Below are 13,529 nucleotides of genomic sequence, written 5' to 3' on the forward strand. Positions count from 1 at the left end.
TCGGCGGTGCGCCCTAGGCTCGTCGCATGACGACGACGATCGGGCGCACGGTCCTGCTCTGCCGCGACCTCGACGCGAGCGCCGCGTTCTGGGCCGACGGGTTCGGCTTCCGCACGTTGTTCCAGGGGGAGACGGAGGGGTTCCCGCTGCTCCACGTCGGCCCCGGACGCGTCGACGAGCCCGGCCTGTGGCTCGTGCCGCTCCCCGCGGGCGGCGCCCCGCTCGTGCGGCACGGCCTGCCCAACCTCGTGCTCTACGTCGACGACCTCGACGCGACCCTCGCGCGCCTCGCCGCGGCCGGGGTCGAGCCGTTCGTCGGGCCCGACGCCGACGCCGACACCGGCGACCGGTTCGCGCACGTCCACGACCCCGACGGGCACCGGGTCGTCGTCGTGCAGCTCGGGACGACGACCGACCCCGCGTAGCGGGCTAGCGAGCCCGCACCCACGTCGCGTCGTCGGCGAGGATCGTCACCTCGTCCTGGTCGACGACGACGAACCCGCCCCCGATCCGCAGCTCGGCCGTCGGGCGGTCCGGGGTGCGCAGACGCACCCGGCCCGCCGTGAGCGACGCCGCGACCGGCTGGTGCCGCGGCAGGATGCCCAGCGTGCCCGACGCCGCGGGGACCGTCACGCTCCGCGCCTCCCCGCCCAGAACACCCCGGACGGCACCACCACCTCCACGGACACCAGCCGCTCCCCGGCGGGTGCGGCGGTCTCGGACGGGGACGGCAGGGCGACGGGCACGGAGTTCCTCCCGGACGGTGGACGGCGGAACCTCCGAGTCTGGCCGGGCGACCCGCTCGCCGGGTCCGGCACTTCGTCACCCGGGTGGGGCCGAAGGTCACCGGGGAAGCGCCCGCCGCGGTGGTTCCGGTGGGTGCCCGCGCGTCGACCGTGGGTGGCCCACGTCACGATGGGTGCATGAGCACCCATGCGCACGGCATCCACCACTCGATCGACTACGTCGAGCTCCCCGTGACCGACCTCGCCGCCGCGCAGGCGTTCTACGGCGCGGCCTTCGGCTGGGAGTTCGTCCCCTACGGCCCCGGGTACGCCGGCATCCGCACGGCGGCAGAGTCCGGCGCGGACGAGGCCGGCGGTCTGCGTCTGGCCGAGTCGGGCGACGTGACCCGCGGCGGTCCGTTCGTCCTGCTGTTCTCCGAGGACCTCGACGCGACGCTCGCCGCCGTGCGGGACGCGGGCGGCGAGGTGGTCGAGGGCCCGTACGAGTTCCCCGGCGGCCGTCGGTTCCACTTCCTCGACCCGAGCGGCAACGAGCTGGGCGTCTGGGCGACGTCCTGAGGGACGGCGTCGGCCGTCGCGCCGGAGGTGCGCGGCGACCCGGGCGACAATCACGTTGACGACGGCAGGGGCCGAGGCGCACCATCGAGGGTGACGGTTGCCGTGGGCAGCCGTCGGTCGTGCCGGACGGGCACGACCACGGTTCAGGATCGCGCCGACGGCGCGCCGCACGGGACGAGGAGACGCGGATGCACGGCACCGCAGGCTGCGAGGTGGCCATGGCGGCCTGCTCGGGCGCCCCCTCTCCCCGCACCGTCACCCGCTGAGACCACCGGGCCGCGAGCCGACGCCCGCCGCGCTCCGGGGCGCACCGCCGTCCGACGACCCCGTCGTCGCGCGGCCGCGCCGGTCATGACGCGACGGCTGCGGGCACGCCGTCCTCCCCGCCCCCGGCGGCGCCGTCGTGCGCCCGGGCGAGCACGCGTCGTCGTGCACGCCCGCCGGGCCGCGGACCGTCCTGACACGGAAGCAGCGAACCCATGAACCCCCTGACCGAGAAGCAGATCCGCGCGTCGTTCGTCAACGCGTCCAAGCGTGAGGCCGCGCAGGCGACCCTCCCCGACCTCGACACGCTCGACTGGGACCGCCTCGACTACCTCGGGTGGCGCGACCGCAAGGCCCCGCTCCTCGCGTACGCCGTCGTGGAGGTCGACGACGAGCCGCGCGGCGTCCTGCTGCGCTCGACCGACGCCAAGACGGGCGGACGGCGCAAGCGCGCGGTGTGCGCGTGGTGCGAGGACGTCGTCGTGACGGACGACGTCAGCCTCTACGTGGCGCGCCGCGCCGGGGCCGCCGGGCGCCGCGGCAACACCGTCGGCACCCTCATCTGCACGCAGTTCCTCTGCTCGCAGAACGTCCGCCGGGCGCCCACCCGCACCGAGATGGGCGACGACGAGTCGATGCGCGAGCTGTTCGTCGAGCTCCGCGTCGACGGCCTCCGCGAGCGCTCCGCGCGCTTCGTCACCGAGGTCATGCGCGACGTGTGACCGACCGCGGCTCTACCTCGGCGGACCCAGGCTCTACCTCGGCGGACCCGGGGTCTCCCTCGGCGGACCCGGGCTCTACGTCGGCGGACCCGGGTTCTCCCCCGCGCCAGGAGGGCCACCAGTTCCACCGGCCCAGGAGCGTCATCGTCGCGGGCAGCAGCAGCCCGCGCACGACGGTGACGTCGAGGAGCACGGCGACGGCCATGCCGACGCCGACCTCCTTCATCGCGACGAGCTCGCCCGCCGCGAAGCCGAGGAACACGATGCCGATGGCGACGGCCGCCGTCGTGACGACCGGGCCGGACGCGGTGATGCCGCGGAGCACGGCCCGGTCGTTCGCGACGCGCGGGTCCTCGCCGGGCGCGCGGGCGCGCCACTCCTCCGCGGTGCGAGACAGGAGGAACACCTCGTAGTCGGTGGAGAGGCCGAACACGAGCATGCCGACGAGCAGGGGCGTGGTGACGTCGAGCGCACCCCACGGCTCGAACCCGAGGAGCGAGGCGCCGACGCCGTGCTGGAACACGGAGACGAGGACGCCGAGCGTCGCCGCGAGCGTGAGGAGGTTGAGCACGAGGGCCTTGAGCGGCACCACGAGCGAGCCGGTGAGCAGGAAGAGCAGCACGAAGGTCGCGAGCACCACGACCCCGGCGGCGAGCGGGAGCCGCTGCGCGAGGTGCTCCTGGGTGTCGACGACCTCGGCGGCCGGTCCGGCGACCCGCACCTCCAGGTCGGTGTCGAGGGCGCGCACGGCGTGCACGAGGTCCTGCGCCTCCTGGGCCGTCGCGTCGCCGCCCGGGCCGACGTCGGGCGTGAGGTCGACGACGGTGACCTCGGGCGGGTAGCCGGTGTCCTGCATGGCGTCCTCGACGCCGGGCAGGGCGGCGGCCCGGTCGAGCAGCTCGGGCACCGCCGGGTCGTCGACCGGGCCCTCCACGAGCACGGTGACGGGCGCGACGCCGAGGTCGGCGAAGCGGGAGGTGGTGGCGTCAGCGGCGAGGCGCGCCTCGGCGTCGGCGGGCAGCGAGCGGACCTCCGAGCTGCCGAGCGTGAGCGAGCCGAGGGGCGCCGCGAGGGCGAGCAGGAGCGCCGTCGCGCCGAGCGTGACGAGCACGGCGTGGCGCTGCGCGGTGCGCGCGAGCCGGCCCAGCGTGCCGGCGCCGCCGCGGCCCGTCCACGGGTGGGACCACGTGCGCGCGCCCGGCGCGGGGATCGCGCGGTGCCACGTCGCGACGAGCGCTGGGACGAGCGTGAGCCCGGCGACGGTCGCGACGAGCACGACGATCGCCCCGCCCACCGCCATGCCGGAGAGCAGGGAGTCACCGAGCAGGAGGAGCCCGGCGAGCGAGATGGCGACCGCGAGGCCGGAGGCGAGCACGGCGCGGCCGGCGGTCGCGAGCGTGCGCCCGACGAGCTCGTCGAGCGGGAGGCCCGGGGACGCGGCGCGCTCCTCGCGGAAGCGCGCGAGCACGAGCAGCGAGTAGTCGACCGTGAGGCCGAGACCGAGCAGCGTCACGACGTTCACGGCGAACTCGTTGACGGGCACCACGCCGAGCAGCCCGCTGAGCACGAGCAGCGCGACCGCGATCGCGGCGAGCGCGGAGAGCAGCGGGACCAGGCCGGCCCGCAGGCCGCCGAGGACGACGACGAGCACGACGAGGAGCACCGCGATCGCGATCCCCTCGCCCACCGCGGCGTCGGTGATCGCCTGCTCGACGAACGCCTCCTCCGCGAGCAGCGCACCGCCCACGAGCACCTCGGGGGTGTCGACGGTGTGCAGCGCGTCGGCGACGCGGTGCGCGAGGGCGAGCGCCTCGTCGTCGGACAGCGCGGGGTCGAGCTCGACGACGACGAGCGAGCCCTGCGCGTCGTCGGCGATGAGCCCGCCGCCGGTGTAGGCGTCGGAGAGCTCCACGACGCCGGGCATCGCGCGGATGCCGTGCATGACCTCGCTCGCCTGAGCGATGAGGTCGGCGGAGAAGTGGTCGCGGCCGGACAGCACCGCGACGACGGTCTCCCCCTCGGGGGCGAGCTCCTCGAGGCGTTCCGCCGCGAGGGCGGACGCGCTGCCCGGCGGGGCGGGGTCGACGTCGGAGGTCTTGTCGAAGACCGCCCCGCCGAGCACGGCGCCCGCGACGAGGAGGACGGCCCAGACGACGAGGACCACGCCCCGGCGGCGGGCGGCGAACCGTCCGGTCCGGTGCAGGAGGCGTCCGAGCGTCATGGGGGCTCCCCTCGTCGGGAACTCGTCGGGGAGTCGTGGGGTCGGCCTCGGCCGGCTCGCCCACGACGTTCGTGCGGTGCGTCCGTGCGGCAGCGCGCGGACGTGAGCACCCTACGCGAGGGTGGGAGCGCCGTCGGACCGCGCTCCGCCCTGCGGGGACGCCCTGCCGGGCGCCGGACGAGACGGGTCGGGCGGGGGCGGCTCGTGCCGCCGCCCCCGCCCGGTGCGACCCGGGGCGGACGGCTCACGCCGCCCGCCCCGGGTCATCGGCTCAGCCGCAGCTGACGGCCTCGTAGGCGGCGTCCGCCTCGAACGTCCGGCCGTCACCGGTCGCGGAGACCTGCGCGACCCCGGCCTCGACCGACGTGGCACGCGTCGCGAACGACTGGTACGCGGAGGCACCCGGCTGGACGCCGGTCACCGTCTTCGTCCCGAACGGCGTCGTGAGCGTGACGTCCGCCGGCACCGTGTCGTCGTTCGTGGCACGGACCGCGACGTAGACCTTGCCCGCGAGGCAGCGGGTCTGGACCGTCGTCGAGATCGCGAGCTCCTCGACGGGCTCGTCGGTCAGCTCCTTGAACCGGATGTTCCGGTAGTTGACCATCTCGCCGTTGCCGTGGTTCTGGATCCCCACGAAGCTGTTGACCAGGCGGGCCGGGTCGGTGCTCGTGAAGTCGTTGACCAGCACGTCGTTGAGGTAGACCCGGATGCGGTCACCCTCCACCCGGATGTCGTACGCGTTCCACTGGCCGACCGGCTTGAGCGAGGCCTCGACGGCCGCGGCGTCGGCACCCTGGAACGTGTAGATGGCACCCGTGGTGCGGTCGGCGGCGTCCGTCGCGTCGATCTGGATCTCGTAGCCCTTGTTGACGGCCACCCACGGGTCGTCGCCCGGGTTCGGGAACCCGACGAACACGCCGCCGTTGTCGTCCTTGAGGAGCTTCCAGTCGAGCTTCAGGCTGTAGCTGTCCCCGAGCTCCTGGTTGAACCAGAGCAGGCCCATGCCGCCCGCGCCCTGGATCGAGCAGTCCTCCTGGCGGCCGAAGCCACCCGGACCGGCCATGCGCCAGCCCGCCTGGAGGCTCGCGAGGGTGCCGTCGAAGAGGGCGGTGTAGCCGTCCTCGACCTCGCCCGGGGTGCAGATGTCCGGGTTCTCGCCGATCGAGAGCACGTCGATGTTGATGTTGCCCTGGTCGCCCGTCTCGTACGCGAGCGTGATGGTGTTCGTGCCCGCCTGGAGCTCGAGGTCGCGCGTCTGCACGCCCCAGTCCTTCCAGCTCCCCGTGGTCGGGAAGTTCCACTGGCCGAGGTCCTGGCCGTTCACGTGGAGCGAGACGTTCTTGGACCGCAGCTCGGTGTACGGGTGGATGCCGTTGGCGTAGCGCACGTTCACCGGGTAGGTGCCCGCCTCGGGGACGGTCACGGAGAACGTGCGGCCGGAGCCGACGCTCGTCATGCCCGCGGCGAAGCCGGAGCCGGAGTAGTTGCTGTGGTCCGAGCCGATGCTCGAGCCGCCGAGGGGCTGGGCCAGCTCCGCCTCGTACCAGCCGCGGTCGGCCGGGGCGACGTAGCCGGGCAGCGAGTTGAGCGTGTACCAGGCCTCGGTGCTGAGGAGCTCCGCGCCGTCGGCCGAGGCGAACGGGCGCGGGGACCGGACGTAGACGACGTGGCCGGGCTTGAGACCGTCGATCTTCAGCGTGACGGTCGTGCGGTCCTCGGACACCTGGGCGTCCGTGACGAAGAGCGGCTGCTCGTCGACCTTCGGGCCGCCGTACTGCTGCGTCGGCACGTAGCGCCACTGCTTGATCTGGTACGCGTCGGCGAGGTTCTCGACGACCTCGTCGGAGACCGGGTCGGTGTACTCGATCTCGAAGCCGCCCTCGACCACGCGCATCTCCTTCATGTCGAAGGAGTCCTCGTTGACGGGGACGAGCTTCTGGAGGCCGAACCGGAGCTTGCCGGACTCGCCCCAGTTGCCGCCCTCACCGGTGCCGCCGGCGTAGAGCGCGCCGTCGGGGCCGTAGATGACGCGGTTCACGCCGACCTCGAGGCCCGCGGTGTGGCGGAAGACCGCACCCTGGAACTCGCCGTCGACCTTCTCGAGGAACGCGCGCTGGATGCCGCCGTACGTGACGTCGCCGAGCAGCATCTGGCCCGCGAACTCGCCGTCCTCGACGAGGATCGGGTTGCCCGGGGAGTTGGCGATCTCGTTCTGCGGCAGCCACACGGCCGGCGGGGCGACGGGGTTCGAGTCGAACGGCCCGGCCGGGTTCGTGTAGTGGTTGTAGAACTTGTCCTGCTGGATATGGATGAGCTTGTTCGACGGCAGCCAGGCACCCTGGTTGTCCGTCGCGAAGATCTCGCCCTCGGGGCCGAAGCCGATGCCGTTCGGCGTGCGGAGGCCGCCCGCGACGTAGCTCACCTCGCCCGTCTCGCGGTCGATCTTGATCGACGTGCCGCGGTTGGCCGCGGGCTGCGGGTTGGTGGTCGCGCCGCCGTTGTTGATGGCCACGGAGAGGTTGACGTAGAAGTAGTCCTCGTCGTGGATCAGGCCGAACGCGAACTCGTGGAAGTTGCCGCCGTCGGGCCACTCCGCGATCTTCGTGTGGGTGTCGTAGAAGCCGTCGCCGTCGGGGTCGGTGAGCTGCGTGAGCTGGTACCGCTCCGAGACGAAGATCGAGTCCTCGACGACCTCGATGCCCATGGGGTTGAGCAGCTCGTCCGCGACGAGCGTCGCCGTGACGTCCTCGGGGCCGTCGGCCGTGGTGACGCCGTCGAGGAAGTAGACCTCACCGGACACCGGGTCGGGGCGCCAGCCGCCGGAGCTGACCTCGCCCGTCGTCACGACGGCGAGCTGCTCGTCCGGCGTGAACGCCAGGCCGGAGACCTTGGGCTCGAAGCCCGCGGGGCGCAGGTCGACGAGCTCGTAGTTGGGGTTGACGGAGTCGAGCCGCAGGCCGTCGCCGGCCGTGTCGGTCGCGCCCTCGCAGTACTTGTAGCCGGGCGCGGTCACGCGCACGACGCCGGCCTCGGTGCTGAGCGCCGAGGTCGGGATCACCTGGAAGGAGGAGCTGCCCGGCGTCTTCCACGCGAGCGTGAGGCGCTGCTTGTCGCTGCCCTCGTAGTAGTCGACCCGCAGGTCGTGCACGCCTGCGGTGAGCGTCGCGCTGCCCTCGACGGAGGTCGAGTCGTTGGGGCCGTCGTTCTCGAGGACGAGCTGGCCGTCGATGTAGACGAGCGCGCCGTCGTCGTTGGTCACGCGGAACTGGTACTGGCCGTCCGCCGGGACGTGCAGGTTTGCGCTCACCTGCGAGATGAAGTTGTCCTCGGCGCCGAACTGCTCGGCCGTGGACCAGTCGATGGTCGGCATGAGCTTGTCGACGTTGGGCGTCTGCCCGGACTTCAGGGTGCAGACCCCGCCGGGGTTCTGCGCGAGCTGGAAGGTCCGCAGCGTGACGCCGGGCTCCTGCTCGGGGAGATCGGCCGCGGCGGGGACGGCCCAGCCCGCGACGACCAGGGCGCCGAGGGTGAGGGCGGCCGCGCCGCGTCGGTACCTGATCCGGCGGGACACCGGCAGGCTGGTGCGTTCGAGCATCGTTGCTCCTTACTCGGTCGGACTACGAGTCCACGGAGCGTAACCCCTGCCTGGCCCCGTCGATGACAACGCTGGACAGGCTAGCCCCCGTTCTATCGATGTGTCTACAACTTCCGTCGCACCGTCGACAAAAGTGCTCCCATCAGCGGGGACGTACGCTCACGGCATGACCGCACGCCACGGAGACATCGCCGACCGGACCGCGTCCCGCCCGTTCGCCCAGGTCGACGTCTTCACCCGCACGCCGACCCTCGGGAACCCCGTCGCGGTCGTGCTCGACGCCGTCGGCCTCACGGACGAGCAGATGGCCGCCTTCGCGCGCTGGACCAACCTCTCCGAGACGACGTTCCTCCTGCCGCCCACGCCCGACGGCGCCGCAGGCGGCGCCGACTACCGCCTGCGGATCTTCACCCCGGCGGGCGAGCTGCCGTTCGCGGGCCACCCGACGCTCGGGTCGTGCCACGCGTGGCTCGAGGCGGGCGGCAGCCCGCGCGCGGGGGACGTCGTCGTGCAGGAGTGCGGCGTCGGGCTCGTGACGATCCGGCGCGAGGAGGGCACGGAGCGGCTCGCGTTCGCCGCGCCCGCGCTGCTCGCCGACGAGCCGGTCCCGGCCGACGACCTCGCGGCGATCGTCGCCGCGCTCGGCGTCCCCGACGAGGCCGTGCTCGACCACCGCGTGCTCGACAACGGGCCGGGCTGGCGCGTCGCCCTGCTCGACTCCGCCGCACGTGTCGCAAGCCTGACCCCCGACTGGTCCCGGCTGCGCGCGGAGCGCCCCGACCTCTCGGTGGGCGTCGCCGGCCTGCACGGGGACGACGGCGGCCCCGACGGCACGGCCGTCGAGGTGCGCGGGTTCGCGCTCGCCATGGGCATCCCCGAGGACCCGGTCACCGGGAGCCTCAACGCCGTCGTCGGGCAGTGGCTCACGCGCGACGGCCGCCTCCCCGGGCGCTTCGTCGCCGCCCAGGGCGCCGCACTCGGCCGGGCGGGGCGCGTGCACGTCGAGCGCGACGGCGCCGGGACCGTCTGGGTCGGCGGGTCGAGCGTCACGTGCGTCGCGGGGACCGTCCGCCTCTGACGGGTCGCCGCCGCGGAAAACGGAGGCCCGGGGGCCCGCCCGCTCCGTAGACTCGGGCAAGTGTCAACAAACCCTCCGGTTTCCGGACCGGCGCGCGCCCTGACGGACCGCGCCCTGGTCTCGCGCGCCCGGTGGGCGCTCATGGTGCAGTTCGCGCTGTTCGGCGTCATCGGCACGTCGTGGATGAGCCGCCTGCCGTCGGTGCGCGAGGCGCTCGGGCTGAGCTCGGGCCAGCTCGGCGCGCTGCTCGTCGTGGGCGGGGTCGGCACCCTCACGGCCGTCGTCGTGACGGGCGCGGTCGTCGCGCGCTTCGGCAGCCGCACGACGCTCGTCGTCGCGACGTCCGCGAACGTGGTCGGGTTCGGCCTCGTCGCGCTCGGCACGGCGACCGGCAGCGTCGGCGTGTTCGCGGCGGGCGCGTTCCTCAACGGCATGTGCGGCGCGCTGACCAACGTCCCCATCAACATCTGCGCGGCGTCGGTGGAGCAGCACGTCGGGCGCGCGATCCTCCCCCACTTCCACGCGGCCTTCTCCATCGGGGCGGCGTGCGGGGCGCTCGTCGCCGCCGCGTTCTCGTGGGCGCACGTGGGCATCGCCACGCAGGTCGTCGTCGTCACACTCGTCGTCACGGCGGCCCGCGCGCTCCTCATCGCGCCCGCGACGGCGATCGCGCCCGAGCGTGCCGCGGCGCGCACGGCGGCGGCCCACGGCGCCCCCGCACCCCGGCGCGGCGCGGGCGTCCGCGCGGCGCTCGCCGCGTGGCGCGAGCCGCGCACCCTCCTCATCGGGCTCGTGCTGCTCGCGTCGTCGCTCTCCGAGGGCTCGGCGGGCAACTGGCTGTCCATCGCCGTGGTCGACGGGTTCGACGTGCGCGAGGCGCTCGGCGCGGTGGCGTACGGGACGTTCGTCGGCGCGATGACGGTGTTCCGGTTCGCCGGCACCGGGCTCATCGACCGGTTCGGTCGCGTCGCGGTGCTCCGGGCGTCGGGCGCCTCCGCGCTCGTCGGGCTCCTCGTGTTCGGCCTCGCGCCCACGCTGCCGCTCGCGTGGGTGGGGATCGTCCTGTGGGGCTGCGGTGCGGCGCTCGCGAACCCCGTCGCGATCGCCGCGGCGTCCGACGATCCCGCGCACGCCGCACCCCGCGTCGCGGTCGCGACGTCGTTCTCCACGGTCGCGATGCTGAGCGCTCCCCCGCTGCTCGGCCTGCTGGTCGACGGCGTCGGGGCCCGCCACGCTCTCCTCGTGATCTGCGCCGCGACGGTGCTGTCCCTCGCGGTCGCGGGCCAGGTCCGGCCCCTGCCGCGCCCGGCGGCGCCCGCCCCGGCCGACGACCTGCCGGAGCCCGGCCGGGAGCGCCCGGTCGGGTCCCGCTAGGGGGACGCGTCGCGCGCCCGCCGCGGCCCCGGCGCACACTGGCGGGTGTGAGCCTGGCAGCCCGTACCCCGCGCCGAGCGCCCGCTGCCGCGCGGTGGGGGTGGGTCGTGGCCGCCGTCGTGGCGGGCATGGCGTTCCTCGTGCGGTGGCACCTCGTCGGCGGCTCGGCCGGGATCGGCGGGTACCGCGGCTACGACGACGGCGTGTACTTCTCGGCCGCGGTGGCGCTCGTGCACGGCCGCGTGCCCTACCGCGACTTCCTCCTGCTGCACCCGCCCGGCTCGACGCTCGCCCTGACGCCCTTCGCGGCGCTCACCACGTGGACGAGCGACGACCACGCCCTGGTCGCAGCGCGCGTCGGCATCATGCTCGTCGGCGCGGCCAACGCCGTGCTCGTGACGCGCGTGGCGCGCCGGTGGGGCACGACGGCGGCCGTCGTGGGCGGCGTCCTCTACGCGCTGTCGTACGCCGCGGCGTGGGCCGAGCGGCTCACGCTCCTCGAACCGCTCGGCTCCCTGTGCCTGCTCGGCGGGGTCGTGCTGCTGCTCCGCGGCCTCGACCGGCGCCAGGAGGGCACCGGCCGCGAGCGCCCGTGGCTCTGGGCGGGCGGGGCCGTCCTCGGGCTCGGTGCGACGGTCAAGATCTGGGGCGTGGTGCCGCTGCTCGTCGTGCTCCTCTGGCTGCTGCTCGCCGCCGGGTGGCGCACCGCGGCCCGTGCGGCCACGGGCGCTGTCGTCGCGCTGGTGGCGGTCCTCGGCCCGTTCCTCCTCGCCGCGGGGTCGGACATGGTCCGCATGGTCGTGCTCGACCAGCTCACCCGGCCCCCGGCGACGACGGACCTCGAGCAGCGGCTCGTGTGGCTCACGGGGACCGGCGGCCTGCGCGACCTCGTGCCGGAGCAGGAGCAGCTCGCCGTGGCGTGGACCGTGCTGGCGCTCGCGACGGTCGCCGCGGTCGCGGCGTGGGTCGGGCGGCGCGGGAGGCTGTGGGTCGTGCTGCTCGCGGTGCAGGTCGGCGTCCTGCTGCTCTCGCCGTCCGCGTACCCGCAGTACGCGGCGTTCTCGGCACCGGCGCTGGTCCTCGTCCTGGCCGCCGCGTGCTCGCTCCTGCCCCGCCCGAGCCGGGTCGCGGCGGGGACGCTCCTGAGCATCGGCGCCACAGCCCTCCTCGTGGCCGCGGTGCAGACCGCACCGCGCCTCGCCCCGTTCCCGACGGCCGAGGTGGCGGCGGCGCTCCCCGACGACGGCTGCGTCCGCGCCGACTCCCCCGGGGTCCTCGCCGTCCTCGACGTGCTGAGCCGCGACCTCGAGCGCGGCTGCGAGCTCCCCGTGGACCTGTCGGGGTACTCGTACGACCACGGCGCGCGGGACGCCGCCGGCGAGCCGGTGCCGCGCCGTCGGAACCTCGCCTGGCAGGAGGAGGCGCTGCGCTACCTGACGTCGGGGTCGTCCGCCGTGCTCGTGCGGTCGACCGGCAACGGGTTCAGCGACGAGACCTGGCAGACCCTCGACGCCACGACGACGACCGTCGTCGACCGGCCGGGGGTGCAGGTGCTCGTCCCGCACGACGACGTCACGCGGCCAAGAGGCTGAGCCCGCGGGGCAGGGTCGCTCAGGCGTAGGTCCCGGTATCGCTCCGGCCGCTCAGGCGCTCCAGGTGATGCCGTGTCCACCGCCACCGCTCGTGCCCGGACACCTCACGGCGCAGGTCTCGCAAGGGGGTCCCCGTCCGGTGCGGGGGTGCCGACGGGCTCGCTCGGCGACTCCTCCGTCGTCGGCTCGTCCGCCCCGCCCGCGGCACGCTCGGCGAGCGCGGCGGCGACGGCGGCGTCGACCGCGCGCTGCTGGGCGGTCCGCGCCCGGCGCCGCGCGCGGACGCGCCAGACGACGACCAGCGCCACGAGGGCGAGGAGGCCGAGCGCGACCCATGGCACGGCCCAGGTGGTGGCGGTCGCGACGACGCCCGGCACGACGACCTCCGGGTCGGGCACCGTCCCGGGCAGCGGCACGACCTCGCCGCCGACCGTCAGCGTCGCGACCTCGCGCCCGAGCGGCCAGACGCCGTCGACCTCGACGGTCCGCTCGACGGACGAGCCGGGGAGCAGCTCGGGCACGTCGATGTCGGTCGCGGACGTCGCGCCGAGCCCGAACGGCCCGGAGATGCGGACGGCGGTCGCCGGGGCGACGCGCGCGTTGCCCTCGTTCGTCACGGTGAACGTGACGGTCGCGCTGCCGGGCGCGAACGGGTTGAGCGTGCCGTCGTAGGCGAGCCGCACGTCGTCGACCGCGAGCGCCGGGGCGAGCTCGCCCTGGACCCGCAGGTGCACGCGCGAGCCGAGCCGCCGGTCGGTCGTGACGCCGTCCTCGGCGACCACGACGAGGGACGACACGACTCCGGCGGCGTAGTCTCCCGGCGTCGCGTCGTCGGGCACGGTGACGGCGAAGGGGACCTCGACGCGCTCCTGCGGAGGGATCTCGACCTCGGCCTGGTCGAGGGCGATCCACGACCCGAGCGCGGTCGACTCCTCGCCTGCGGGGAGGAGGTCGAGCGTGCCGTCGTCGGTGAGGAAGCCGTCGGCGGCGTAGACGGCGAGCGCGAGCGGGGTGTCGCCGTGGTTCGAGACGACGAGGCTGTCGCGCAGGGAGCCGCCGGGCGCGAGCGAGTACGCGAAGTTGGGACGGTCGACGCCCTGGGCGGTGTCTCCCGGGCGCACGCCCCACTGCACGGTCTGCTCCGGGTCGGGCGCGGGGGCGTCGTCGGTCGCGACGGCCGTCCGCGCGGCGGGCGCGGCCTGGCCGGGGGCCGCGGCAGGCGCGGTGTCCCCGGGGAGCGCGGCCGCGGCGGGCGCGCCGAGGAGCGCGAGCGCGAGCAGGGGCCCGGCGAGCGCGCGCAGGGCACGGGACGCGGGGGCGGGAGAGGTGCGGCGGTGGGTCATGCGCTCGGTCCTTCGTCGGTGCAGGTGGGGCGGCTC

General features: G+C 74.8%; 10 protein-coding genes. 6 read left to right on the top strand and 4 right to left on the bottom strand.

From position 1 onward, the window contains the following. Nucleotides 1-26: 26 nt before the first annotated feature. On the top strand, nt 27-425 hold the full coding sequence (locus BJP59_RS16710; RefSeq protein WP_194521503.1) for a VOC family protein: 399 nt from the start codon (nt 27-29) through the stop codon (nt 423-425). A 4-nt stretch (nt 426-429) separates the two neighbouring features. Here BJP59_RS16710 and BJP59_RS16715 read toward each other — a convergent pair whose 3' ends face one another. Then, complete coding sequence (locus BJP59_RS16715) at nt 430-654, bottom strand: hypothetical protein (protein WP_194523119.1); 225 nt, start codon at nt 652-654, stop codon at nt 430-432. Between the two features lie 269 nt (nt 655-923). Between BJP59_RS16715 and BJP59_RS16720 the strand changes: the two genes are divergently transcribed. Both BJP59_RS16720 and BJP59_RS16725 read left to right on the top strand, forming a co-directional pair. Continuing rightward, nucleotides 924-1,304, top strand: a complete 381-nt coding sequence (locus BJP59_RS16720) for a VOC family protein (protein WP_043655328.1) — start codon at nt 924-926, stop codon at nt 1,302-1,304. A gap of 479 nt (nt 1,305-1,783) precedes the next feature. Then, on the top strand, nt 1,784-2,290 hold the full coding sequence (locus BJP59_RS16725) for an FBP domain-containing protein (RefSeq protein WP_021483431.1): 507 nt from the start codon (nt 1,784-1,786) through the stop codon (nt 2,288-2,290). Here BJP59_RS16725 and BJP59_RS16730 read toward each other — a convergent pair. Together BJP59_RS16730 and BJP59_RS16735 are read right to left on the bottom strand one after the other, a co-directional pair. Then, nucleotides 2,274-4,511 carry an MMPL family transporter gene (locus BJP59_RS16730; RefSeq protein ID WP_194521504.1) on the bottom strand — a complete coding sequence of 746 codons (2,238 nt, stop codon included), beginning with the start codon at nt 4,509-4,511 and terminating at the stop codon, nt 2,274-2,276. The two genes, BJP59_RS16725 and BJP59_RS16730, sit on opposite strands and share 17 nt — an antisense overlap. Before the next feature lie 271 nt (nt 4,512-4,782). After that, nucleotides 4,783-8,106: a family 16 glycoside hydrolase gene (locus tag BJP59_RS16735; protein ID WP_194521505.1), complete on the bottom strand. Its 3,324-nt coding sequence runs from the start codon at nt 8,104-8,106 to the stop codon at nt 4,783-4,785. 166 nt (nt 8,107-8,272) lie between these two features. On the opposite strand from BJP59_RS16735, the gene BJP59_RS16740 reads away from it, so the two are divergent. Genes BJP59_RS16740 through BJP59_RS16750 form a run of 3 tightly spaced genes read left to right on the top strand, consistent with a single transcriptional unit; the run spans nt 8,273 to nt 12,150 of the window. After that, nucleotides 8,273-9,184: a PhzF family phenazine biosynthesis protein gene (locus tag BJP59_RS16740; protein WP_194521506.1), complete on the top strand. Its 912-nt coding sequence runs from the start codon at nt 8,273-8,275 to the stop codon at nt 9,182-9,184. Nucleotides 9,185-9,244: 60 nt separating this feature from the next. Next, nucleotides 9,245-10,558, top strand: a complete 1,314-nt coding sequence (locus BJP59_RS16745) for an MFS transporter (protein ID WP_194521507.1) — start codon at nt 9,245-9,247, stop codon at nt 10,556-10,558. A gap of 47 nt (nt 10,559-10,605) precedes the next feature. Next, nucleotides 10,606-12,150, top strand: a complete 1,545-nt coding sequence (locus tag BJP59_RS16750) for a glycosyltransferase 87 family protein (protein WP_194521508.1) — start codon at nt 10,606-10,608, stop codon at nt 12,148-12,150. 104 nt (nt 12,151-12,254) lie between these two features. On the opposite strand, the gene BJP59_RS16755 is transcribed toward BJP59_RS16750, so the two are convergent. Then, nucleotides 12,255-13,493 carry a DUF916 domain-containing protein gene (locus tag BJP59_RS16755; protein WP_194521509.1) on the bottom strand — a complete coding sequence of 413 codons (1,239 nt, stop codon included), beginning with the start codon at nt 13,491-13,493 and terminating at the stop codon, nt 12,255-12,257. Nucleotides 13,494-13,529 lie beyond the last annotated feature (36 nt).

This window comes from Cellulosimicrobium sp. JZ28 (assembly GCF_015327065.1).
Taxonomy (GTDB): Bacteria; Actinomycetota; Actinomycetes; order Actinomycetales; family Cellulomonadaceae; genus Cellulosimicrobium; species Cellulosimicrobium funkei.

What these genes read in the sequence shown, in the direction of transcription:
- BJP59_RS16730 (WP_194521504.1), bottom strand. Translation starts at nt 4,511, where the DNA reads ATGACGCTCGGACGCCTCCTGCACCGGACCGGACGGTTCGCCGCCCGC.
- BJP59_RS16725 (WP_021483431.1), top strand. Translation starts at nt 1,784, where the DNA reads ATGAACCCCCTGACCGAGAAGCAGATCCGCGCGTCGTTCGTCAACGCG.
- BJP59_RS16710 (WP_194521503.1), top strand. Translation starts at nt 27, where the DNA reads ATGACGACGACGATCGGGCGCACGGTCCTGCTCTGCCGCGACCTCGAC.
- BJP59_RS16735 (WP_194521505.1), bottom strand. Translation starts at nt 8,106, where the DNA reads ATGCTCGAACGCACCAGCCTGCCGGTGTCCCGCCGGATCAGGTACCGA.
- BJP59_RS16740 (WP_194521506.1), top strand. Translation starts at nt 8,273, where the DNA reads ATGACCGCACGCCACGGAGACATCGCCGACCGGACCGCGTCCCGCCCG.
- BJP59_RS16755 (WP_194521509.1), bottom strand. Translation starts at nt 13,493, where the DNA reads ATGACCCACCGCCGCACCTCTCCCGCCCCCGCGTCCCGTGCCCTGCGC.
- BJP59_RS16720 (WP_043655328.1), top strand. Translation starts at nt 924, where the DNA reads ATGAGCACCCATGCGCACGGCATCCACCACTCGATCGACTACGTCGAG.